Annotated in this window: 21 protein-coding genes; 11 read left to right on the plus strand and 10 right to left on the minus strand. The window is 64.7% G+C overall.

Going from position 1 to position 21,438, the window contains the following annotated elements:
* Window positions 1–193 precede the first annotated feature (193 nt).
* The 10 genes from ENJ37_07640 to amrA all read left to right on the plus strand — a co-directional run bounded on the left by ENJ37_07640 (window position 194) and on the right by amrA (window position 11,907).
* Window positions 194–838 carry a deoxynucleoside kinase gene (locus ENJ37_07640; GenBank protein HHL40362.1) on the plus strand — a complete coding sequence of 215 codons (645 nt, stop codon included), beginning with the start codon at window positions 194–196 and terminating at the stop codon, window positions 836–838.
* A 201-nt stretch (window positions 839–1,039) separates the two neighbouring features.
* A complete protein-coding gene (panB, locus tag ENJ37_07645; GenBank protein HHL40363.1) occupies window positions 1,040–1,870 on the plus strand; it encodes a 3-methyl-2-oxobutanoate hydroxymethyltransferase in 831 nt (276 codons plus the stop codon).
* Window positions 1,871–1,930: 60 nt separating this feature from the next.
* Window positions 1,931–2,773, plus strand: a complete 843-nt coding sequence (locus ENJ37_07650) for a pantoate--beta-alanine ligase (GenBank protein HHL40364.1) — start codon at window positions 1,931–1,933, stop codon at window positions 2,771–2,773.
* A 104-nt stretch (window positions 2,774–2,877) separates the two neighbouring features.
* Complete coding sequence (locus ENJ37_07655; protein HHL40365.1) at window positions 2,878–3,255, plus strand: aspartate 1-decarboxylase; 378 nt, start codon at window positions 2,878–2,880, stop codon at window positions 3,253–3,255.
* A complete protein-coding gene (locus ENJ37_07660) occupies window positions 3,252–4,007 on the plus strand; it encodes a DUF502 domain-containing protein (protein HHL40366.1) in 756 nt (251 codons plus the stop codon). The genes ENJ37_07655 and ENJ37_07660 overlap by 4 nt, the downstream gene beginning before the upstream one ends.
* A gap of 85 nt (window positions 4,008–4,092) precedes the next feature.
* Window positions 4,093–6,126 carry a transketolase gene (gene tkt / locus ENJ37_07665; GenBank protein ID HHL40367.1) on the plus strand — a complete coding sequence of 678 codons (2,034 nt, stop codon included), beginning with the start codon at window positions 4,093–4,095 and terminating at the stop codon, window positions 6,124–6,126.
* A 257-nt stretch (window positions 6,127–6,383) separates the two neighbouring features.
* Window positions 6,384–8,108: a glucose-6-phosphate isomerase gene (locus ENJ37_07670; GenBank protein HHL40368.1), complete on the plus strand. Its 1,725-nt coding sequence runs from the start codon at window positions 6,384–6,386 to the stop codon at window positions 8,106–8,108.
* A gap of 283 nt (window positions 8,109–8,391) precedes the next feature.
* Entirely contained in the window at window positions 8,392–9,297 is a 906-nt protein-coding gene (gene gnd / locus ENJ37_07675) for a decarboxylating 6-phosphogluconate dehydrogenase (GenBank protein ID HHL40369.1), read from the plus strand.
* A gap of 230 nt (window positions 9,298–9,527) precedes the next feature.
* Window positions 9,528–11,075 carry a glucose-6-phosphate dehydrogenase gene (zwf, locus tag ENJ37_07680; GenBank protein ID HHL40370.1) on the plus strand — a complete coding sequence of 516 codons (1,548 nt, stop codon included), beginning with the start codon at window positions 9,528–9,530 and terminating at the stop codon, window positions 11,073–11,075.
* A gap of 271 nt (window positions 11,076–11,346) precedes the next feature.
* A complete protein-coding gene (gene amrA, locus ENJ37_07685) occupies window positions 11,347–11,907 on the plus strand; it encodes an AmmeMemoRadiSam system protein A (protein ID HHL40371.1) in 561 nt (186 codons plus the stop codon).
* A 300-nt stretch (window positions 11,908–12,207) separates the two neighbouring features.
* Here amrA and ENJ37_07690 read toward each other — a convergent pair whose 3' ends face one another.
* From ENJ37_07690 to ENJ37_07715, 6 genes are all read right to left on the minus strand, one after another.
* Window positions 12,208–13,401 (minus strand): pyridoxal phosphate-dependent aminotransferase, encoded by a 1,194-nt coding sequence (locus ENJ37_07690; protein ID HHL40372.1) that lies wholly within the window; start codon window positions 13,399–13,401, stop codon window positions 12,208–12,210.
* Between the two features lie 354 nt (window positions 13,402–13,755).
* The gene (locus ENJ37_07695; protein HHL40373.1) at window positions 13,756–14,241 is read right to left on the minus strand and encodes a pantetheine-phosphate adenylyltransferase; all 486 of its coding nucleotides are present in this window, start codon (window positions 14,239–14,241) and stop codon (window positions 13,756–13,758) included.
* Window positions 14,238–14,792 (minus strand): 16S rRNA (guanine(966)-N(2))-methyltransferase RsmD, encoded by a 555-nt coding sequence (gene rsmD, locus ENJ37_07700; protein HHL40374.1) that lies wholly within the window; start codon window positions 14,790–14,792, stop codon window positions 14,238–14,240. The genes ENJ37_07695 and rsmD overlap by 4 nt, the downstream gene beginning before the upstream one ends.
* A 16-nt stretch (window positions 14,793–14,808) precedes the next feature.
* Window positions 14,809–15,240, minus strand: coding sequence for a YjbQ family protein (locus ENJ37_07705; protein ID HHL40375.1), 432 nt, complete (start codon window positions 15,238–15,240; stop codon window positions 14,809–14,811).
* Window positions 15,241–15,282: 42 nt separating this feature from the next.
* Window positions 15,283–16,002, minus strand: a complete 720-nt coding sequence (locus tag ENJ37_07710) for an NAD-dependent deacylase (protein HHL40376.1) — start codon at window positions 16,000–16,002, stop codon at window positions 15,283–15,285.
* 45 nt (window positions 16,003–16,047) lie between these two features.
* Entirely contained in the window at window positions 16,048–16,302 is a 255-nt protein-coding gene (locus ENJ37_07715; protein HHL40377.1) for a hypothetical protein, read from the minus strand.
* A 142-nt stretch (window positions 16,303–16,444) separates the two neighbouring features.
* Between ENJ37_07715 and ENJ37_07720 the strand changes: the two genes are divergently transcribed.
* A complete protein-coding gene (locus ENJ37_07720) occupies window positions 16,445–16,984 on the plus strand; it encodes a DUF2062 domain-containing protein (GenBank protein ID HHL40378.1) in 540 nt (179 codons plus the stop codon).
* Between the two features lie 386 nt (window positions 16,985–17,370).
* Here ENJ37_07720 and ENJ37_07725 read toward each other — a convergent pair whose 3' ends face one another.
* The 4 genes from ENJ37_07725 to ENJ37_07740 are packed head-to-tail and all read right to left on the minus strand — an operon-like array spanning window position 17,371 to window position 21,419.
* Complete coding sequence (locus ENJ37_07725; GenBank protein ID HHL40379.1) at window positions 17,371–18,924, minus strand: sodium:calcium symporter; 1,554 nt, start codon at window positions 18,922–18,924, stop codon at window positions 17,371–17,373.
* Between the two features lie 16 nt (window positions 18,925–18,940).
* The gene (locus ENJ37_07730) at window positions 18,941–19,576 is read right to left on the minus strand and encodes a cyclic nucleotide-binding domain-containing protein (GenBank protein HHL40380.1); all 636 of its coding nucleotides are present in this window, start codon (window positions 19,574–19,576) and stop codon (window positions 18,941–18,943) included.
* Entirely contained in the window at window positions 19,573–19,989 is a 417-nt protein-coding gene (locus ENJ37_07735) for a 4'-phosphopantetheinyl transferase superfamily protein (GenBank protein ID HHL40381.1), read from the minus strand. The genes ENJ37_07730 and ENJ37_07735 overlap by 4 nt, the downstream gene beginning before the upstream one ends.
* Window positions 19,986–21,419: a mannose-1-phosphate guanylyltransferase/mannose-6-phosphate isomerase gene (locus ENJ37_07740; GenBank protein ID HHL40382.1), complete on the minus strand. Its 1,434-nt coding sequence runs from the start codon at window positions 21,417–21,419 to the stop codon at window positions 19,986–19,988. The genes ENJ37_07735 and ENJ37_07740 overlap by 4 nt, the downstream gene beginning before the upstream one ends.
* Between the last annotated feature and the right edge of the window lie 19 nt (window positions 21,420–21,438).

Below are 21,438 nucleotides of genomic sequence, written 5' to 3' on the forward strand. Positions count from 1 at the left end.
AAAAAGGTTCCCTCAGACTCCCTCCAAAAACTTTTAACGCCCTGCGGTTCATCCCGATTTTCTTGCAAAATCGGGATGAACCGCAGGGAATTAAAAGTCTTTGAAGGGGGTCTGGGGGAAACTTTCTACAGAAAGTTTCCCCCAGGGCAATTAATTGGGTCCGGGATTGGCGTGTTTGCGGCGGGTGTTGTTGATGAAGGAATCGAGGTATATCGCCGTGGAAGGCCCCATAGGGGTGGGGACGACGAGCCTTGCGAAGCTGCTCGCATCCGAGCTCGGCGCCGCCACGCTCCTGGAGGAGGCTGACGCCAACCCCTTTCTCGAAAGGTTCTACGGCGACATACGCAAATACGCGTTCCAGACGCAGATATTCTTTCTGCTCAGCCGCTTTCAGCAGCTCAAGGAGCTGAGCCAGCAGGAACTCTTCGACTCGATGGTGGTCTCCGACTACCTCTTCGCCAAGGACAGGATATTCGCCTGTCTCAACCTTGACGAAGACGAGTTGACACTCTATGAAAAGCTCTACGGGGCCCTGGACCTCCGGACACCGAAGCCCGACCTGGTCATCTATCTCATGGCCTCGAGCGATGTGCTCGAGGAGAGGATAGCGAGGCGGGCCAAACCCTACGAGCGGGAGATCGGGCCCGATTATCTTGAAAGGCTCGTCGATGCCTACAACAGGTTCTTCTTCTACTATGACGAGTCGCCGCTTCTGACCATAAATACGACGGAGATAGACTTCGTCGGGAACCCGTCGGACCTGTCCAACCTGGTGAAGGAGATAAGGTCCATGAAGGGCGGGTCGATGCACTACATACCGCTTGGATCCGGGCTCTGAAGCCGGACCGGGACGACCTTTGCGGGAAGGCCGCGGCCGTAGCCGCGCGCGCCGAGGGAGACGGTGCGCCCTGAGAAGACCTTCCGGTCCCGGACCGGAAGGTCTTTTTTTTGTCTTTCAGGCGGGCCGTTGGTGCTCGCCGGCGGCGTTGCACGGAGGGGCGGAGACGGAAATATCCCCCCGGCGGAGGTTCGAGGCGGCATGGACAAGGTAAGGGTACCGCATCTTGCGCTCATGAAGGAGCGGGGCGAGAAGATCGCCGTGCTCACGGCCTACGGTTTCGCCGTCGCCCGTCTCCTCGACGAGGCGGGGGTGCCGGTCATACTGGTGGGCGATTCGGCGGGCATGGTGGAGGCCGGGTGGGATACGACCCTGCCGGTGACGCTCGACGAGATGGTCTACCACACGCGCTCGGTGAGCCGGGCGGCGCGAAGGGCGCTGGTGGTGGCCGACATGCCCTTCATGTCCTACCAGGTGAGCATCGAGCAGGCGCGCCGCAGCGCCGGCCGTCTGGTGAAGGAGGGCGGGGCCGAGGCCGTCAAGATCGAGGGCGGCGGCAACGCCGCCCTCGCCATCCGCGCCGTGGCCGACACGGACATACCGGTCATGGGGCACGTGGGACTCACGCCCCAGTCGATCCACCGCATGGGCGGGTTCAGGGTCCAGGGCGTCGAGGAGGCAGCGGCCGAAAGGGTCCTCGACGACGCCAGGGCCGTCGAGGAGGCCGGGGCCTTCGCCGTCGTCGTCGAGGGCGTGCCCAGGGAGCTGGGCCGCCGGATAACGGCCGCGCTCTCCATCCCGACAATAGGCATAGGCGCGGGCCCCGACTGCGACGGACAGGTGCTCGTGGTGAACGACATGCTCGGCCTCCATCCGCCGGGCCTGCGCCCGCCGCGCTTCGTCAAGCGCTACGCCGAGCTGGGCGCGGCCGTCGTCGACGCGGCGCGGCGCTACATGGAAGAGGTGGCCGATGGAAGCTTCCCCTCGGACGAGCACTGCTACCGGGCGGCAAAGGCTGCGGGGCCGGAGTGAGGATCACCCCGCCCCCCGCGGCGGTGCTGGAGGCGGGCGACGGTACGGAGGGTAAGGGTCGTGAAGGTAATCGAGTCGGCGCGGGAGATGCGCCTGTTCTCGGAGGAGGCAAGGGCCGGCGGCGGAGAGGTCGTGCTCGTTCCCACCATGGGGTGTCTCCACGAGGGACACGCGGCGCTTGTGAGGAAGGCGCGCTCGGTGGGGGACGTGGTCGTGCTGAGCATATTCGTCAACCCGGCCCAGTTCGGCCCCTCCGAGGACTACGAGGCCTATCCCCGCACCATGGAGCACGACCTCGCCGTGGCGGAGGCTGAAGGAGTGGACGTGGTCTTCACACCGCCCGTAGAGCAGATGTATCCGCCCGGGTTTTCCACCTACGTCGTCGTCGAGGGGATAACCGCGGGGCTCTGCGGCGCTTCCAGGCCGGGCCATTTCCGCGGCGTGGCCACGGTGGTGACCATGCTCTTCAACATAGTGAGGCCCGTCCGCGCCGTCTTCGGTCTCAAGGACTACCAGCAGCAGCTCGTCGTAAAGCGGCTCGTCTCGGACCTCCACATGGATATCGGGATAGTCACGGTCGAGACGGTGCGCGAGCCCGACGGGCTCGCCATGAGCTCGCGCAACCGCTATCTCGACGGCCGGGAGCGCCGCGCCGCCCGCGCCGTTCCCCGAAGCCTCGAGGCGGCCCGCCGGGCCTTCCGGCAGGGAGAGAGGTCGGCGGCGGCCATTCTCGCCGAGATGAGAAAGGTCATGGACGAGGCCCCCCTTGTGGAGGTAGAGTACCTGAAGATCTGCGACCCCCATACCCTCGAAGAACTCGATCACATAGAGGGCGGGGCGCTTGCGGCCGTGGCCGTCAGGGTGGGCCCGGCGCGGCTCATAGACAACCTCATGCTGGGCTGAGCGGGGCGGATCAAAGAGGTGCCCCCGGGAAGACGGCCCGGGGCCTCCCTTGTCCTTGCGAAAGTCTTCCGAGAAAAGAAAAACAGACAGGAGGAATCCCGACCATGCAGCGTGTAATGCTCAAGAGCAAGATCCACAGGGCCACCGTAACGGACGCCAATCTCGACTACGAGGGGAGCATCGAGATAGACGCGGAGCTGATGGAGCTGGCCGGCATACTTGAATTCGAGCAGGTCCACATATATAATATAGCGAACGGCAACCGCTTCACCACCTACGCCATATGCGGCGAGCGCGGCAGCGGCACCATCTCCATAAACGGGGCGGCCGCCCATCTGGCGGGCAAGGGCGATCTCATAATCATCGCCTCCTATTCGATGCTCGAGGACCACGAGGCCCGCAACATGCGACCCCACCTCGTCTACGTAGACGCCAAGAACGCCGTAAAGGACGTGAGCGGCTCCATGCTTTACAGGACATGAAGACCGGCCTGAGGAAATACTTCATCACGGGGCTCCTCATCGTCGTGCCGCTCTACATCACTGTCTATGTCTTCACGGTCATGGTCCGGTTCATCGACTCGGCGACCGACAACCTGCCGGTGCCGCTGAGGCCGAGCACCTACCTGCCCTACGACATACCGGGGGCCGGCATACTCTTCACCGTGCTCGGCATCTTCATCGTCGGAGTTCTGGCCACGAACCTCATAGGCAGAAAGCTCGTGGAGCTCGGCGAGTGGTTCCTCTCGAAGATACCTTTTCTCAGGGCCGTCTACAAGGGCACCAAGCAGTTCATGGAGACCTTCTTCTCCACCGACCACGACGGTTTCCGCCGGGTCGTGCTGCTCGAGTATCCCCGCAAGGGTCTCTTCTCCATAGGCTTTGTCACGGGAAAGACTGGCGGCGAGCTGGGCGAGAGGATAGGGGAGCGGACGATAAACATCTTCATTCCCACGACGCCGAACCCCACGTCGGGCTACTACATAGTCGTTCGGGAAAAGGATGTGGTGCCGCTTGAGATGACCGTGGAGGACGCCTTCAAGGTCGTCATGACGGGCGGCATCGTCATCCCGCAGGCCGTCCCGGCCGGCGCCGCGCAGACCCCTCCCGCCGTCGGTGACGGGGGCCCGCCTGCGGCGTCCGCGCCGCCGGGGGTCCGGGCCGCTGGGGGCGGCGACGGGCTTCAGGGCGGTGGCGGGGAGACGACGTCCGCCGGGCGGGCGGGCCCGGAATAATGCCGCTTCGCCTTTGCGGAGGGCGCAGGGGCCTCGGCCTCGGCGTCTTCAGTCCATTCAGTACAAACCAAGGAGGTCCTGTTTCATGTCGAACGAGGTGACGGCGCCGGAGGCGGCGGCCGGGCCTGCAGGCGACGAGCTCTGCCTCAACACTCTCAGGTTCCTGGCGGTCGACGCCGTGGAGCGGGCCGCTTCCGGCCACCCCGGCATGCCCATGGGAGATGCGGCCATGGCCTATACGCTGTGGACCCGCTTTCTGCGTTTCTCGCCCGGCGATCCCCGGTGGCCGGACCGGGACCGCTTCGTCCTCTCCGCCGGCCACGGCTCCATGCTCCTCTACGGGCTGCTCCATCTATCGGGCTTCGACATCACGCTCGACGACCTCAGGTCCTTCCGCCAGTGGGGCAGCCCCACGCCGGGTCATCCCGAGTACGACCCGGACCGCGGCATAGAGATGACCACCGGTCCTCTCGGCCAGGGGTTCGCCACCGGCGTGGGCATGGCCATGGCGGCCCGTTATCTCGGCGACAGGTACAACCGTCCCGGCTACACCCTCTTCGACTACAACGTCTACGCCGTCACCAGCGACGGCGACCTCATGGAAGGCGTCAGCTCCGAGGCGGCCTCGCTGGCCGGTCACCTGGCCCTCGGCAACGTGGTCTACCTCTATTCGGACAACCGGATCACCATCGAGGGCCCTACGGACCTCACCTTCACCGAGGACGTGGCCGCCCGCTTCAGGGCCATGAAGTGGCACGTCCAGCAGGTGGACGGCGACGACATCGAGGCCGTAAGCGCGGCCATCGAGGCCGCGAGGGCCGAGAAGAGCCGTCCCTCGCTCATAATGGCCCGCACCCACATCGGTTTCGGAAGCCCGGCAAAGCAGGACACGGCCGGCGCCCACGGCGCTCCCCTCGGTCCCGACGAGGCGCGGGCCGCCAAACGCAGCCTCGGCTGGCCCGAGGAGAGCGACTTCTACGTGCCCGACGAGGCGCGCCGGGTCTTCGAGGCCGCCGCGCGGCGCGGCTCTTCACTCGCCGCCGACTGGCGCGCCCTCTTCGAGCGCTACAGGAGGGACTTCCCCGGCGAGGCCGCCGAGCTCGAGGCCCTCATGGCCGGACGGCTTCCAGGCGCGTGGGAAGATAGGCTGCCGGCCTTCAAGCCCTCCGACGGCCCCATGGCGACGCGCAGCGCCTCGGGCAGGTGCCTCAACGCCATGGCCGGCGAGGCGCCCTTTCTCGTCGGCGGCAGCGCCGATCTCGGCCCCTCCAACAACACCTTTCTCAAGGGTTTTGAGAGCTTCGCACCCGGCGCCTCGGGCCGCAACATCCACTTCGGCGTGCGCGAGCACGCCATGGGGGCCGTCATGAACGGCATGGCCCTCGACGGCCTCATCGTCCCCTACGGCGGCACCTTCCTCGTCTTCTCCGACTACATGCGGCCGGCCATACGCCTTGCCTGTCTCATGAAGACCCATGTGGTCTACGTCTTCACCCACGACTCCATCGGCCTCGGCGAGGACGGGCCCACCCATCAGCCCGTGGAACACCTCGCCGCCCTGCGGGCCGTGCCGGGCATGACGGTCATCAGGCCCGCCGACGCCGAGGAGACGAAAGAGGCCTGGCGCACGGCCCTCAGGGACGTGAAGGGACCGGTGGCCCTTGTGCTCACGCGACAGAAGGTGCCTCTCATAGACAGGACGCGCTACGCCGGCGCCGAAGGGGTGCGCCGCGGCGCCTACGTGCTCGCCGACTGCGCCGCAGAGCCGGAGCTCATAATCATAGCCACGGGCTCGGAGGTCCACATAGCCATCGAGGCCTGCGAGGCCCTGGCAGACGAAGGCGTAAGGGTCCGGCTCGTCAACATGGCAAGCCGCGAGCTCTTCGAGCGCCAGGACCCGGCCTACAGGGAGTCGGTCCTGCCCCGAAACGTGAGGAGAAGGCTCGCCGTCGAGGCCGCCTCGAGCTTCGGCTGGGGCGAGTACGTTGGCCTGGACGGAGCCGCCATATCCATCGACCGCTTCGGCGCCTCGGCCCCGGCGCCGACACTCTTCGAGAAATTCGGCTTCACCGCCGAAAACATCAAAACCCAGGCCCTGCGACTGCTTGGAAAATCCTGATTTATTGCACTGAGGGAACCTTTTTTCAAAAAGGTTCCCTCAGACTCCCTCCAAAAACTTTTAACGCGAGTTGGTTTCCCCCTGTTTTGCCTGGCAAAACAGGGGGAAACCAACTCGTATTAAAAGTCTTTGAAGGGGGTCTGGGGGAAACTTTCTTCAGAAAGTTTCCCCCAGGGTAATCAATCGGAGCTTCCCTTGTGTTGTTCGTCCGGCGGTGTTGGATTCGCGGTTCGTTTAAGGAAGCGAGGTATGAAGAGATGGACGAGGTGGTGAGCGTTGGTGGTGTGAGGTACGCTCTGGGCTCCTGGGGCGGTGTTGTCTCCGGGGCCGTGGAGCTTCTCGAGAGGGAGAGGTTTTCACACAGGCTGTGGGTCAAGGACGGCTCGCTCTGGAAGGAAGAGCCGGGGCACAGGGCGCTCATAGAAGGGATGCTGGGCTGGCTCTCCGTGCCCATGACCATGGCCGACCGCACGGGCTCGCTGAAGGGCTTTGCCGAGACGGTCAGGGAGGCGGGTTTTGGGAGGACGGTGCTGCTCGGCATGGGAGGGTCGAGTCTCGCGCCCCTTGTGCTGGCCAGGACCTTCTTTCCGCGACAGGGATGGCCCGATCTGCTGGTCGTCGATACGACGGATCCCGCGGCGGTGAAGAGGGTCGAGAACGAGATCGACCCGGCGACGACGCTCTTTGTCGTATCGAGCAAGTCGGGCTCCACCATCGAGCCCAACTGTCTCTTCGACTACTTCTTCGCAAAGGTGGAGGCTGCAAGGGGCGGTGAGGCGGGAGGCAACTTCGTTGCCATAACCGATCCCGGCTCGCCGCTTGTCGAGCTTTCCAAGGAGTACTCTTTCCGCCATCTCTTCCTCAACTTCAGCGACATAGGGGGGCGCTACTCGGCGCTCTCATACTTCGGCCTCGTGCCTGCCGCCCTCATGGGGCTCGACATCGACAGGCTTCTGGAGAGCGCCATAGCCGCAAGCGGCCGGACCCTGCCCGGCGTCTCCGTCAGGGAGAACCCGGCGGCCTTTCTCGGCGCCGTGCTCGGGGCGCTGGCGAAGGAGGGGCGCGACAAGGTGACCTTCCTGCTCACCCCCGAGATAGCGGCCTTCGGGCTCTGGGCCGAGCAGCTCCTGGCCGAGAGCACGGGCAAGGAGGGCCGCGGCATCGTGCCGCTCGGCGACGAGCCTCCGGCCCGGAGCGCCGGCCTCTACGGCGACGACCGCGTCTTCGTCCACCTGCGCCTGGGCGCGGGCGGAGCGAGGGAGAGGCTTGTCGAGGAGCTCGAGGCCGCGGGCCACCCGACGGTGACCATCGAGCTTGAAACGGCCTATGAGCTGGGCAGGGAGTTCTACCGCTGGGAGGTGGCGGCGGCCGCGGCGGGAAAGGTGCTGGGCATAAACCCCTTCGACCAGCCCGACGTGGAGGAGGCGAAGAAGAGATCCCGCGCCCTGCTCGAGGGTCCGGGCCGGGTGGAGACGCCCGAGGGACTCGAGGCCGCGCCGGGCGTATCCCTCGCCTTCGGCCGGGCCACGGCCCGCAGGATCGCGCCCAGCGACGACGCGGGGCTCATGTTCGGGGACTTCCTCAGCCTCGCTTCCGCAGGCGACTACCTTGCGCTCCTCGTCTACGCCGACCCCGACGACGAGCGCGTCACCGCTTTCTTCGACGAGGTGCGCCGCGGCCTTCTCGCCTCGACGGGCAGGGCCGTGCAACTGGGCTACGGCCCACGCTACCTCCACTCCACGGGCCAGCTCCACAAGGGCGGACCCGACAACGGGCTCTTCATCATCGTCGTCCACCGAAACGACGACGGCGTGGCCATCCCGGGCCGCGACTACACCTTCGCCGACCTCGAGACGGCCCAGGCCCTGGGCGACATGGAGAGCCTCGACGCAAAGGGCCGCAGGGTCGCCCTCGTCATGCTCGACGACCTCACGGACGAAACCTTCGGCGCCTTAAGACGCTTCCTCTCCTCCACCCTCTGACCGCCCTTGCACTCTCTCCATGCTGGGCTATAATTGTTAAGGAAACTCTTTAATTACCCTGGGGGAAACTTTCTGAAGAAAGTTTCCCCCAGACCCCCTTCAAAGACTTTTAATACGAGTTGGTTTCCCCCTGTTTTGCCTGGCAAAACAGGGGGAAAGCAACTCGCGTTAAAAGTTTTTGGAGGGAGTCTGAGGGAACCGGGGGTCTGTGACCCTTTTACAAAAAGGTTCCCTCAGCTTACACGTCGGCCACCTTGCAGGTTGGAGAGATGGGGAGGTTTCTATGCACATAGGCATGATAGGTCTCGGGCGCATGGGCATGAACATGGCGCGTCGTCTTGTGGGCGGAGGTCACAGGGTGACGGCCACGACGCGGAGCCGCCGGAAGGTGCGCGAGGCCGTGGGTTACGGTGTGGAAGGCGTGCATACGCCCTCCGAGCTTGTAGCCGCGCTGCCGTCGCCGAGGGTGGTGTGGATCATGGTGCCGGCCGGCGACCCGGTTGACGCCGTCATCGCGGGCATACGCGACGACCTGGGGGAGGGCGACATCATAATAGACGGCGGAAACACCTTTTACAGGGACGACCTGAGGCGGGCCGGGGAGCTGGCGGCCCGCGGGGTGCGCTACGTGGACGTTGGCACGAGCGGCGGCATATGGGGGCTCGAGGTCGGCTACTGCCTCATGGTCGGCGGAGACGAGGGGGATTTCCGTTTCCTCGAACCCCTTTTCCGCACGCTGGCCCCGGAGGGCGGCTACATGCACTGCGGCCCCACCGGCGCGGGTCACTTCGTCAAGATGGTCCACAATGCCGTGGAGTACGGCATGATGGAGGCCTACGGCGAGGGGTTCGAGCTGCTCAAACGCTCCCGTTACGGCGGCGGACTCGACATGGCAGCCGTCGCCCGGCTCTGGAACAACGGCAGTGTTGTGCGCTCCTGGCTCCTCGAACTCCTGGAGAGGGCCTTCGAGGCCGACAAGGACCTCGAGGCCGTCGAGCCATACGTGGAGGACTCGGGCGAGGGGCGGTGGTCGGTGCAGGAGGCCGTGGACCTGAGCGTGAGCCTCCCGGCCATAAGCGCCGCCCTCTTCAGGCGTTTCCGCTCGCGTGATCCCGACAGCTTCGCAGAAAAGGTCCTGGCCGCTCTGCGCAAGGAATTCGGCGGCCACGCCGTCAAACAGCGGCAGTGACTGCAATTTGTAAAAGGGCCATAGGCCCACGGTTCCCTCAGACTCCTTCCAAAAACTTTTAACGCCCTGCGGACATCCCGATTTTGCTTGCAAAATCGGGATGTCCGCAGGGAATTAAAAGTCTTTGAAGGGGGGCTGGGGGAAACGTGGGCCTGTGGCCCTTCTACAGAAAGTTTCCCCCAGGGTAATTAATCAGAGATTCCTCAAAAAAACCGTTCGGAGTGAGGGATATGGAGGAATTTTCCGGCGGCGCCGTCGTCAGGTTCGGCGGCGATGAACTGACGGGGGTCTGCGAGGAGCCTGTGCCCGGTCCCTGCGCCATGGTGGTCTTCGGCGCGTCGGGGGATCTCACGCAGCGCAAGCTCATACCGGCGCTCTTTCGTCTCCATGCCAACGGCATGCTTTCGGAGCGGTTCTTTCTCGTCGGCTGCGCCAGGACGGTCATGAGCGACGAGGTCTTCAGGGCCGGTCTCGAAGAAGTCCTGCGCCGGAGCGGTCCCGTGGACGCGGAGCGGTGGTCGTCTTTCGCCTCGAGGCTCCACTACAGGGCCCTCGACTACGGCGACGAAAGGGGCTTCCGTCTCCTCGCCGCCATGGTCGACGGCCTCGAGGGGCGGTACGGCACGTCGGGAAACAGGCTCTACTACCTTGCCGTGCCTCCCACCGTCTTCGAGCCCATAATCGACAATCTCGGCGCAAGCGGCATGGCCGATGCGGCCGGTGCGAAGGTGGTGATAGAAAAACCCTTCGGCCGCGACAGCCGCAGCGCCGCGAGGCTCGACGCCGCGCTCCACCGCCGCTTCGACGAGTCGCGCATATACCGCATCGATCACTATCTCGGCAAGGACACGGTGCAGAACATAGTCATGCTCCGTTTCGCCAACTCCATCTTTGAGCCCCTGTGGAACCGCGGCTACGTGGATCACGTGCAGATAACGGCGGCCGAGACGCTGGGGGTTGAGCGCCGGGCCGGCTATTACGAGCAGGCCGGCGTGCTGCGCGACATGTTCCAGAACCACATCTTCCAGCTCATGGCCCTGGCGGCCATGGAGCCGCCGTCGGCCTTCGAGTCCGAGCGGGTCCGCGACGAGCGCAGCAAGGTGCTCTCGTCGCTGCGCCCCCTGCCGCTCGACGGGCTCGACGGCCATCTCGTGCTCGGCCAGTACGCCGAGGGCGAGATCGAGGGGAAGGCCGTGCCCGCCTACCGCGACGAGCCCGGCGTGGCTCCCGACTCGAAGACCCCGACGTTCGCGGCCATGAAGGTCCATATCGACAACTGGCGGTGGAACGGCGTGCCCTTTTTCCTGCGCTCGGGCAAGCGCCTGCGGCGCCGTTCAACGGAAGTGTCCATACAGTTCAGGGAGGTGCCTCACCTCATGTTCGGCGGGGCCCTCGGCGACGGGGAGATAGGACCGAACGTCCTTGTCCTCAAGATACAGCCCGACGAGCGGGTGCTGCTCACCTTCCAGACCAAGACGCCTGGAGCGAGGCTCTGCCTGCGAAAGGTGGTGATGGACTTCTCCTACCGCGAGGGCTACGGGGGGCCGAGGCTCGACGCCTACGAGCGGGTGCTCATCGACGCCATGCTGGGCGACGACATGCTCTTTGTGCGCGGCGACTCGGTGGAGTCGAGCTGGCGCTACCTGACACCGCTGCTCGACCTCATCGACGGGGGCGGAGAGGAGGCGCCGCCCGTGCATCCCTACCCCTCCGGCTCCTGGGGACCGAGGGAGGCCGACAGGCTCATGGGAGAACGCCGGTGGTGGCGTAACTACTGAGGAGGCCCTATCTCTTTGCGGCGGGGGGAACCTCTTCGTGGAAGGGCCGCAGTCCCACGGCCGCCCGGGATTCCCCTCTATGTCGGTCTGCCTGCGGCGGCCGGGGGGGCGGACCGCGCCGGGCGGGATCCCTTACGCCTTTGCGGTCCGGCCTCCGCCGCCACGAAGGCGCGCTTGCAGGGAGAGTCCCCGGGAAATCTTCAAGCCCTTCGGCTCTCCCCGGCGCGGTCAATCATGGCCTCCTCGATGGAAGCGAAAGGGGGGGACGTCCATGGCGCTCAGCGAGAAGGGGAAGGCCGGGCTTCTGCGCATAGCGCGCTCGGCCATAGAGACGTACCTGCGGGAGGGGCGGGTCGAGGTGCCCGCGGCGGCCGACGACGAGCTTTGCGCAAGGGGCGGCGCGTTCGTCACGCTTCACCGCGGCGGCAGGCTGCGAGGCTGCATAGGACTCATGGTCTCGCAAAAGCCGCTCTTCGAGACCGTCGCCGAGATGGCCGTATCCGCCGCCTTCAGGGACCCGCGCTTCCCGCCCGTAACTGCCGACGAGCTCGACGAGCTCGACATAGAGATATCGGTATTGACGCCGCTTCGCAGGATATCCGGCCCCGACGAGATAGAGGTGGGCCGCCACGGCCTCTATATCGTGAAGGGGCCGCATACGGGGGTGCTGCTCCCACAGGTGGCGGTGGAGCACGGCTTCGACCGCGAAAGGTTCCTGCGCGAGACGGCCGTGAAGGCGGGCCTGGACCCCGAAGAGTGGAAAGAAGCGGAGATCCATACCTTCGAGGCCGAGGTCTTCGGCGAAAAGGATACCCGCTCCTGCGCCCGATGAGGCCTTTCTGAGGAAGGGCCACAGGCCCCAGACCCTATGTTATTCGGGTCTTCGGCTGTACCGGGGGTTCGGGCCGCGCCAGGCGGGATTTTTACGCCTTTGCGGCCCGAACCCCCGGTACAGCCCCCGAGGCAGCCGGCGCGGACAGGACGCCCCCTTCAAAGACTTTTAATTTGGGCTGAAGAACCTCGCTTCCTTGGACGATCATGAGAACCAACGCGGCCCGAAGAGCAAGCAAAAAGTTTTTGGAGGGAGTCTGAGGGAACCGGGGGTCTATGACCCTTTTTCAAAAAGGTTCCCTCAGAGCCTGGCCAGGGCCTCGCCCATACGGCGCAGTCCCTCCTGTATGTCTTCCAGCGAAGAGGCGAAGGTGATGCGCACCGAGGTGTCCTCGCCGAAGGCCTCGCCCGGCACCACGGCAACGCCCGCCTCTTCGAGGAGGTAGGCGGCCATGTCGACCGACCCTTTTATGGTCTTTCCCCCGTACTCCCGCCAGTAGTACCTGGAGAGGTTGGCGAAGACGTAGAAGGCGCCGCCGGGCCTCACGACCGTCACGTCCTTTATGGCCTCCAGTCCCTCCACCATGGCGTTGCGTCTCTTCTCGAACTCTCCGACCCTCTTCTCCACCTCGTCCTGCGGGCCCGTCAGGGCCTCGACGGCCCCCCACTGGCTCATGGAGGCGGGGTTGGAGGTGGACTGGCTCTGGAGCACGGTCATGGCCTTTATTATCTCCTTCGGACCGGCGGTGTAGCCTATCCTCCAGCCCGTCATGGCGTAGGTCTTGGAGAGGCCGTTTATGATCACCACCCGGTCCCTGAGCTCATCGGCCAGCGAGGCTATGGAGACGGCCTTGAGCGAGTCGTAGACGAGTTTTTCGTATATCTCGTCGGAGATGATGAGCACGTCCTTTCGCAGCGCCACCTGCGCTATCTCGGCGAGCTCGTCGGCCGTGTAGACCGTCCCCGTGGGGTTGGAAGGGCTGTTGAGCACGAGCGCCTTGGTGCGCGACGTTATGTACTCGTTGAAGAGGCCCGGGTTGAGCTTGTAGTCCTCCTTCTCGCTCGTGGGCATTATCTCCGGGTCGCCGCCGGCTATCTTCACTATCTCCGGGTACGAGGTCCAGTAGGGAGAAGGGATGAGGACCTCGTCGCCGGGGTCGAGGATCACGTTGCAGAGGTTGTAGAAGCTGTGCTTGGCGCCGCAGGAGACGAGTATCTCGTCGCGCTCGTAGTCGAGGCCGTTGTCGCGCTTGAACTTCTCTATGATCGCGTCCTTGAGCTCCGGTATGCCGCCCACCGGCGTGTACTTGGTGTGACCTTCGCGCAGGGCCTTGACGGCGGCGAGCTTTATGTTGTCGGGCGTGTCGAAGTCGGGCTCGCCGGCCGCAAAACTCAGGATGTCGCGGCCCTCGGCCCGCAGGGCCTTGGCCCGCGCCGTAACCGCAAGGGTCGCCGATTCCTCGAGGTTGTCGACTCGCTTTGCCAGGAAATTCATATGCCTCCCTTTCCTCCGTACCTCTTATTAAGGAAGCTCCGGTTTATTGCACCGGGGGAAACTTTCTGAAGAAGGGCCACAGGCCCACGTTTCCCCCCCCGCCCCATCGTATGTTATTCGGATCTTCGGCTGCACCGGGGGTTCGGCCCGCGCCAGGCGGGATTTTTTACGCCTTTGCGGCCCGACCCCCCGGTACAGCCCCCCGAGGCAGCGACGCGGGCAGGACGCCCCCTTCAAAGACTTTTAATACGACTTGGTTTCCCCCTGTTTTGCTTGGCAAAACAGGGGGAAACCAAGTCGCGTTAAAAGTTTCTGGAGGGAGTCTGAGGGAACCTTTTTACAAAAAAGGTTCCCTCAGGTGAGGCGCTTTTCCTTGAGTTTCGCGGCCACTGCGGCGGTGACGAAGGGGTCGAGATCTCCGCCGAGCCCGGCTATCTGTTTTATGAAGCGCGAGCTTACGGCCGTGTACTCGTCGGCCGTCATCATGAAGACCGTCTCTATATCGGCCGCGAGCTTGCGGTTTATGAGGGCCATCTGGAATTCGTACTCGAAGTCCGAGACCACGCGCAGCCCCCGCACTATCACGCCCGCCTCCCTGCGCCTTACGTACTCGACGAGTAGCGTGTCGAAACTCTCGACCTCCACGTCGTCGTAGTCCTTTATCTCGTCCGCTATCATGGCCACGCGCTCGTTTACGTCGAAGAGCGTGGTCTTGGACGTAGTCTCGGCGACGGCCACTATGAGGCGGTCGAAGAGCTTGCGGCAGCGGGCTATGATGTCGAGGTGTCCCTTTGTGACGGGGTCGAAAGTTCCCGGGTAGACGGCTATGTGCTTTGTCATGGGCCGGTCTTCCTGAACAGATGTATCACCGTGTCGCCGTAGCGCCGCCTGTCGACCTCGACGAGTCCTTCGGGGCCGGTCTCCACGGGTCTGTGGCGCCACGTCTCGGCCGCCACGAGCGCGCCGTCGGCGAGTATGGAAGAGTCCGCCAGGGCCTTGAGCGTTCCTTCCATGAGTCCTGCGTGGTAGGGCGGGTCGACTATGACGAGGTCGAAGCGTTCGCCGAGCCGTTCGAGGCCGGCTATGGCGGCGGCCGCCGGTTTTGCGAGCACCCGGGCGCGGTCGGCGAGACCGCAGCGCGCGAGGTTTTTTCTCACCGTGTCGAGGGCGGGCTTCGAGATGTCGACGAAGACGGCGCACCGGGCGCCGCGGCTCAGCGCCTCGATGCCCATGGCGCCGCTCCCGGCGAAGAGGTCGAGCACCCTCGCCTCGGACGTTCGGCCCGCGAGTATGTTGAAGAGGGCCTGGCGCACCTTGTCGGACGTGGGCCTTACGCCCCGGGCGGGGCTTGCAAGCCTTCTGCCCCTGAGGCTCCCTCCCGTAATTCTCATCGCCGGGGCCTGTCGCTTATTGCGCCGCCCCCTTCTCGCCGATGACCTTCACGGAGATGAGCCTGGAGCGCGGCCCGTCGAACTCGGAGAAGTATATGTCCTGCCACTGGCCCAGGGCCACCCGGCCCTTTGTCACGGGAAGGGCCACGTTTCCGCCCACGAGAAGCGACTTTATGTGGGCGTCGGCGTTGCGGCCGTACTCGCCCTTGTTGTGGCGGAAGGTGGAGCGTTTGGGGACCAGCTCGCTCATGAAGTCCTGGAAGTCGAGCTCCAGGTCCTTGTCGCTGTTGTTGAGGTGCACGGCCGCCGTCGTATGGCCCGTGGATACGAGCACCATGCCGTCCTCGACGCCGCCCTCCTGTATGATGGCCTCGACCTGCGTGGTTATGCAGACCTCTTCGGTCTCCCTGGTGGTCGTAAGCCTTATGGAGCTCGTAAAGACCTTCATCTATCCTCCCCACCGTTGTGCTCGCCGCCGCGACGCGGCCGATCAGTGTCGGATAAGCTCGGCCAGCCGTTGCGCCGCCTTGCCTCTGAGCACGGCGTCGGCCATAGGGCTCACGGGCGTCTGCTCGATGTTTATCTCCACCACGAAGGCGCCGCGGCCCTTGGCGCTCCAGGCAAGCGACGCCGCCGGCTGCACGACCCCCGAGGTGCCTATGACGAAAAGCAGGTCGGTCCTCTCCACGGCCTGCTCCGCCCGCCGCAGCACGTCGGCGTCGAGGGCCTCGCCGAACCAGACCACGGCGGGCCTGAAGAGAGCGCCGCACCGGCAGCGGGGCGGGAGCTCGAGGGGCACGTCGCGGTTGCGCTCCTCGAGGCCGCAGCCCGTGCAGCGCAGCCGCCAGATGGAGCCGTGCAGCTCTATGGCGTCCCTGCTTCCCGCCTCCTCCTGGAGTCCGTCGACGTTCTGCGTTATTATGACCAGACCCTTCGAGTCCTCGAGGGCCTTGAGGGCGTGGTGCCCGTCGTTGGGAGCCGCCCCGGCTACGACCGAGCGCCGCCAGTCGTACCAGCGCCACACGAGCAGGGGATCGCGCTCGAAGGCCTGCGGTGTGGCCAGCTCCTCGGCCCTGTAGTTGTTCCACAGACCGCCGGCGCCGCGGAACGTGGGCACGCCGCTCTCGGCCGAGAGACCGGCGCCGCAGAGCGCCGCCGGGGCCCGGGCCTCGGCGAGCCTCGCCTTCACCTCTTCAAGCGAGCTTTCCATGAAACTCACCGTCCAGGGGGCCGTCCCCTCCACTCACAGGGGGCTTCAGTCGCAGAACCTGCCCCGCTTGGAGATGATGCCCCTCGTTATGGCGTCGGCTATGACTTCCCGCGCGGCGTGATACATCTCCTCCTCTACGGCTATGCGCCTTTCGCCGCTCCGGGCGTCGAAGAGCGCTATGGGCGCGGCGCCGTGAACCATGCAGTGGATGTGGCGCTCCTCGAGGAGTGTTTCGATGATGCTGGCGTCGCTCTCGTTCTCTATGAAGTATATGTCCCTGAAACGTATCCGTCTTGCCATGGAACTTCAAAGTATAGGGGATAGGCTTTGTTTTGTCAATCATTAAAGGGAAAAGGGGCGGCCCTCAACGTCGAAAAGCCTGGCGCGGCGGTCGGCGGTATGCTACAATATAACGCCGCGGACGCGCGGCGAGGCTTGCCATATGTGTTTTACCAGCAAAAAGGGAAACAACAAGAACCACCCGGTGGAGAAGACGAGGCGGCGTTTCAGGCTCATCTACCTGAAGGCGCTGCGCCTCGACGACCCGCCGCACGCCATCGCCACGGGCGCCGCCATCGGTGTCTTCATGGGCATACTCCCCACCTTCGGCCTCGGCATAATACTGGCCGTCGTCATCGCCGCCCTCGTGAAGGCCAACAAGGCGTCGGCAGTGCTCGGCAGCCTCATCATGAACCCCCTGACGACACCGCTCTTCTGGACGCTGAGCGCCTTCGTGGGGAGCCTCGTCTTCTGGGAGGACAGCTCCGCCATACTGGAGAGACTCCGGGGCGGCGCTCTCATGGACGGACTCGGCTGGGCCGGTCTCGTCTACATGACTGGAAATATCATCGTCTCCACCGTCTTCTCGGTCCTCACCTACTGGCTCCTGAAGAAGGCCGTCGAACGCCACCGCGCCAGGAAGGCCGCAAGGCGCACCGCAAAGGCGGCCCGCCGCAAAACACACCTCAGACTCGTCAAGTAGTCCGGCGCCGAGGAAGACCCTGATTAACCGCCCCGGCGGAACCGTGGGTCTATGACCCTTTAGGAAACTCTGACTTATTGCACTGAGGGAATTTTTTTGTGAAAGGGTTCCCTCAGACTCCCTCCAAAAACTTTTAACGCCCTGCGGATCATCCAGATTTTGCTTGCAAAATCTGGATGATCCGCAGGGAATTGAAAGTCTTTGAAGGGGGCTGGGGGAAACGTGGGCCTATGGCCCTTCTACAGAAAGTTTCCCCCAGCGTAATTAATCGGAGGCTCCCTCAGAGACCGGCCGCCCTCAGCGGCGGAAGACGTTGTAGAAGCAGAAGACGACGAGACAGACGACCGCCCCCCACGACGCGGAGAGAAAGAGCCATCCCTTCCAGCTCACGGGGACCTCCTTTTGCCCCAGGCCCGCTTGACGGCCACGATGTGGGCCATGAGCAGTGCGGCGAGGAAGGTCCTTGTGACCCACACGCCGACCCCCTCCTTTGCAATCACGCCGGGCAGCTGTTCGTAACCCCACGCTACGAGTATGACCATGAGGAAGGCGGGGGTCACGTACTTCATGATGTAGAAGAAGACCCTGGGTATCCGTATGCGGGCGCCCCGGTTTATCTCGGCCCAGGCCTTTTCGGCGCCGAAGACCCAGAAGAAGACAATGACCTCGAAGAGGGCGAGGATGACGAGCCCGAAGGTGCCGGCCCAGAAGTCCATCTCGTCGAGGCTGCCGTCGAGGAAGATGGGCAGGTGGGCGGAGAGGAAGAAGAATATCCCCATGCAGACGACCGAGCGCCGCCGCGTCCAGCCGAACTCGTCTTCGAGAAAGGCCACGGCCGGCTGCGAGAGCGCCACTATGGAGGTGAGTCCCGCGAAGAAGAGCAGAAGGAACCAGAGGAAGCCGAAGACCTGCCCCGCCGGCATGTGGGAGAAGATGGCGGGCATGCTTATGAAGCCGAGCTGGAAGGCGCCGCCCGAGGCGACCTCCCTTGCGCCCTCCACGCCGAAGAATATGACGGCCGAGGTGATGGCGATGGTGGAGCCGAAGACGATCTCGGCGAACTCGTTGAGGCTTGCCGTGGAGAGTCCGTCAAGCGCTATGTCCTCGTCCTTTTTCACGTAGCTTGCGTATGTGAGAATGGCCCCCAGCCCCAGCGAGAGGGTGAAGAAGACCTGTCCGGCGGCGGCGAGCCAGACCTTGCTGCTGAGAAGGCCGCTGAGGTCGGGCTCCCATAGGAATGCGAGCCCCTCGGCCGTCGAGACCGAGCGGCTCGTCGGCGACTCCATGGTGAGGACCCTCACGAAGAGGATGAGCGCCATTATGAAAAGGGCCGGCACGGCCGCCTTGTTGAGCCGTTCTATGCCGCCGGCCACCCCCTTTTCGAGGATGAAGAAACCCACGAGGAGCGTCAGCGCGAATATGAGGTATGCCGCGGGTGTTGGCGTGAGCCAGGTGCCGCCGCCGGCGCCTATGTAGTCGCCGAGATATGCCCGGTAGGGAGCCAGATATTGCTGTGGGGTGACGGCGCCGGCCGCCGCCTCGGGTCCCGGGTAGAGGCCCAGCAGCGAGGCGATGCTGAAAGAGAGCGTCCAGGAGCAGATGTAGGTATAGTATACGAGGATGACCAGCGGCAGGAAGATGCCCAGTATGCCCACGTACTTGGCCGCGCGGTGCTTCCAGAGGGCGTCGAATATGCCCGGCGCCGTGCCGTGGCCCAGGGTCCCGCCGTAGCGGCCCATGCCCCACTCGATCCACATGAGCGGTATGCCGAGCACGAGGAAGGATATGAAGTATGGTATCATGAAGGCCCCGCCGCCGTTCTCGGCGGCCTGGACCGGGAAGCGCAGGAAGTTGCCCAGCCCGATGGCGTTGCCCGCCATGGCCAGTATGAGTCCTATCCTCGATCCCCACTGCTCGCGTCTTCTCGCTTCGTCGCCCATCTTCTCCGTTCTCACCTCACGGGGGTGTATCGCCCATCTCGCAGTGAAGCTTGTAGGCCTGCTTGAGGAAGTCGCGCCGGTTCTTCAGGGATAGGACCTTCCGGCCGGCGTCGTCTCTGTCTATGGTGACGAGGCCGAGGGCCTCGAGCATTCCGAGGGTCTCCATCACGGCGGTCCGCTCGGCGAGGAAGGCGCCGCAGGCCGCCTTGACGCACCGGTCGTAGAGGAGGGGAGCCGCGCCGTGGGCGTCGAGGAGATCGAGCATGTTGCACAGGCCCAAAAAGAGGTCCGGCGTGCGCGATACCTTGGCCGTCGTGCGCTGGAGCCTCTCGACGAGCGCGCCCAGGACGGTGGAGACGATGCTCGGCGACTTCTTCACGGCGGCGACGAAGGAGTCCTTGTCCACCTCTACCGCCTCGACGAAGTCGAGGGCCGTTGCCGTGGCGGTGCGGCGCTGGTCCTTGAGGAGCACGGCCATCTCGCCGAAGACGGAGACCGGCCTGAGCACCGTGAGCACCACGCGCTTTTCACCGCTGCCCACCGAGATCTCCACGCGCCCCTGCTTGAGTATGTAGGCCGACTCGCCGCGGGAGCCTTCCCTGAAGATCACCTCGTTGCTGTAGAATGTCTTTGTCGGGAAGTCCCGGCTCATGGGGCTCCTCTTTGAGGCCGCCGGCCGACGAGAACGGCCATGGCCGCCGCGAGCTCGTCGGTGTTGGCGGCGCTCACGAGCGGTTCCGCCCCGCCGGCAAGCTCCTTTGCCCGGCCGTGAAGCTGCGCGCACGTGGCCGCGGGGCCGTCGGCGGTCGTCTCTATCTCCTTCCACCCCACCCCGTCCGCCCAGCCCGTGCCCAGGGCCTTCATGCAGGCCTCCTTGACGGCGAAGGCGCGGCTCAAGCAGACGGCCCTGTCCGCGGCGGTCCCGGCCCGCTCCATCTCGACGTCGGTGAAGACCCGGTCGAGGAAGGCCCTCTCACGCGCGAGGCGTCTTATCCTCCCGACGGCCACTATGTCGATGCCCAGGCGAATGGGGGCGGCGCCTTTCAAGGCGGGACACCTCCTTATTGTATCCTCTTGTAGTCGTCCTCGATCCTCACGATGTCGTCCTCGCCGAGATAGTCGCCGCTCTGGACCTCCACCACCTCGAGGGGGCCTGCGCCGCTGTTTTCCAGCCTGTGGAGCTCGCCGCGGGGGATGAAGACACTCTCGTTCGCCTCGAGATCGAGGACCCTGTCGCCGCAGCGCACGCGGGCCGTGCCGCGGACGACTACCCAGTGTTCGCTCCTGCTGCGGTGGTACTGGAGGCTGAGTCTGCAGCCGGGACGCACGCCGATGCGCTTGACCTTGAAGCCTTCACCCTCTTCGAGCACCTTGTACCAGCCCCACGGGCGCTCGACGCGGGGATGTTCGATGTGCTCGCTCATGCCCTTCTTCTTGAGCAGGCCCACCATATCCTTTACCTGCTGGGCCCGTTCGACGGGGCAGACGAGGGTGGAGTCGTCGGTGTCGACGACCACCATGTCCTTGAGGCCGATGGTGGCCACCAGGCGCTCCGATGCGATTATTATGGAGCCGCTGCTGCCGATGTCCACGGCCCGTCCCCTCACGATGTTGCCCGCCTTGTCGGTCTTCATCACGTCGCGCAGCGAGCTCCAGCTTCCGAGGTCGGACCACGTAAACGGCGCCTCGAGCACCACTATGCCGCGTGTCTTCTCCAGGATGCCGTAGTCGATGGAGATATCCTCCATGCGCCTGAACTCCCGGGCCGCGTCGGCGCCGTTACGTATCCTTTCAAGCCCCCTGTAGACCGAGGGGAGGTGTTCGGCCATCTCCTCCAGTATGCGGGCGGCCTTCCAGACGAATATGCCGCTGTTCCAGTAGTAGGAGCCGCTGCGGAGATAGGCCCTCGCTTTTTTCAGGTCGGGCTTTTCGACGAACCTCTCCACCGGCCGGGCCGTTATGCCGCCCACGACCTTCTCTTCCCCCCTGCGCGCCTTTATGTAGCCGTAGCCCGTCTCTGGCCTGGTGGGCACGATGCCGAAGGTCACGAGCCCGCCCTCCGCGGCGAGTTCGGCCGCGGCCCGCAGCGCCTTCCTGAAGGCGGCGGCCTCCTTTATCATGTGATCGGCCGGCAGCACGGCCATCACGGCCTCGGGGTCTTCCTTCACAAGGTTCATGGCGGCAAGCCCTATGGCCGGGGCCGTGTTGCGGCCCATGGGCTCGATGACGAAGGCCGGGGCCGTGTCGTCGGCGCCCAGGTGCGTCTCGATGAGCCATGCCTGCTCGGCGTTGGTGACGACGAAGGTGCGCTCGGGCGCCACGAGGGGGCGCAGTCTCTTGATGGTGGCCTTGAGGAGGCTGTCGCGGCCCACGATGCCGAGCAGTTGCTTGGGTGTCGTCCTGCGGCTGAGCGGCCAGAAGCGGGTGCCCACGCCGCCCGCCAGTATGACGCCGTATAGCCTCGCCTTCACTCCCTTTCTTCCTGTCGCGCTCATATGCTCCTCTCCCTGCAAT

Source organism: Deltaproteobacteria bacterium, assembly GCA_011375175.1.
Classification (GTDB): domain Bacteria; phylum Desulfobacterota; class GWC2-55-46; order GWC2-55-46; family DRME01; genus DRME01.

Excerpts from the sequence above, each read along its gene's own strand:
- ENJ37_07740 (HHL40382.1), bottom strand. The coding sequence starts at position 21,419 with ATGAGCGCGACAGGAAGAAAGGGAGTGAAGGCGAGGCTATACGGCGTC.
- ENJ37_07715 (HHL40377.1), bottom strand. The coding sequence starts at position 16,302 with ATGGCAAGACGGATACGTTTCAGGGACATATACTTCATAGAGAACGAG.
- gnd (HHL40369.1), top strand. The coding sequence starts at position 8,392 with ATGCACATAGGCATGATAGGTCTCGGGCGCATGGGCATGAACATGGCG.
- ENJ37_07720 (HHL40378.1), top strand. The coding sequence starts at position 16,445 with ATGTGTTTTACCAGCAAAAAGGGAAACAACAAGAACCACCCGGTGGAG.
- ENJ37_07690 (HHL40372.1), bottom strand. The coding sequence starts at position 13,401 with ATGAATTTCCTGGCAAAGCGAGTCGACAACCTCGAGGAATCGGCGACC.
- ENJ37_07725 (HHL40379.1), bottom strand. The coding sequence starts at position 18,924 with ATGGGCGACGAAGCGAGAAGACGCGAGCAGTGGGGATCGAGGATAGGA.
- ENJ37_07655 (HHL40365.1), top strand. The coding sequence starts at position 2,878 with ATGCAGCGTGTAATGCTCAAGAGCAAGATCCACAGGGCCACCGTAACG.
- ENJ37_07710 (HHL40376.1), bottom strand. The coding sequence starts at position 16,002 with ATGGAAAGCTCGCTTGAAGAGGTGAAGGCGAGGCTCGCCGAGGCCCGG.
- panB (HHL40363.1), top strand. The coding sequence starts at position 1,040 with ATGGACAAGGTAAGGGTACCGCATCTTGCGCTCATGAAGGAGCGGGGC.
- ENJ37_07705 (HHL40375.1), bottom strand. The coding sequence starts at position 15,240 with ATGAAGGTCTTTACGAGCTCCATAAGGCTTACGACCACCAGGGAGACC.
- amrA (HHL40371.1), top strand. The coding sequence starts at position 11,347 with ATGGCGCTCAGCGAGAAGGGGAAGGCCGGGCTTCTGCGCATAGCGCGC.
- ENJ37_07640 (HHL40362.1), top strand. The coding sequence starts at position 194 with ATGAAGGAATCGAGGTATATCGCCGTGGAAGGCCCCATAGGGGTGGGG.
- zwf (HHL40370.1), top strand. The coding sequence starts at position 9,528 with ATGGAGGAATTTTCCGGCGGCGCCGTCGTCAGGTTCGGCGGCGATGAA.
- ENJ37_07670 (HHL40368.1), top strand. The coding sequence starts at position 6,384 with ATGGACGAGGTGGTGAGCGTTGGTGGTGTGAGGTACGCTCTGGGCTCC.
- tkt (HHL40367.1), top strand. The coding sequence starts at position 4,093 with ATGTCGAACGAGGTGACGGCGCCGGAGGCGGCGGCCGGGCCTGCAGGC.
- ENJ37_07660 (HHL40366.1), top strand. The coding sequence starts at position 3,252 with ATGAAGACCGGCCTGAGGAAATACTTCATCACGGGGCTCCTCATCGTC.
- rsmD (HHL40374.1), bottom strand. The coding sequence starts at position 14,792 with ATGAGAATTACGGGAGGGAGCCTCAGGGGCAGAAGGCTTGCAAGCCCC.
- ENJ37_07730 (HHL40380.1), bottom strand. The coding sequence starts at position 19,576 with ATGAGCCGGGACTTCCCGACAAAGACATTCTACAGCAACGAGGTGATC.
- ENJ37_07695 (HHL40373.1), bottom strand. The coding sequence starts at position 14,241 with ATGACAAAGCACATAGCCGTCTACCCGGGAACTTTCGACCCCGTCACA.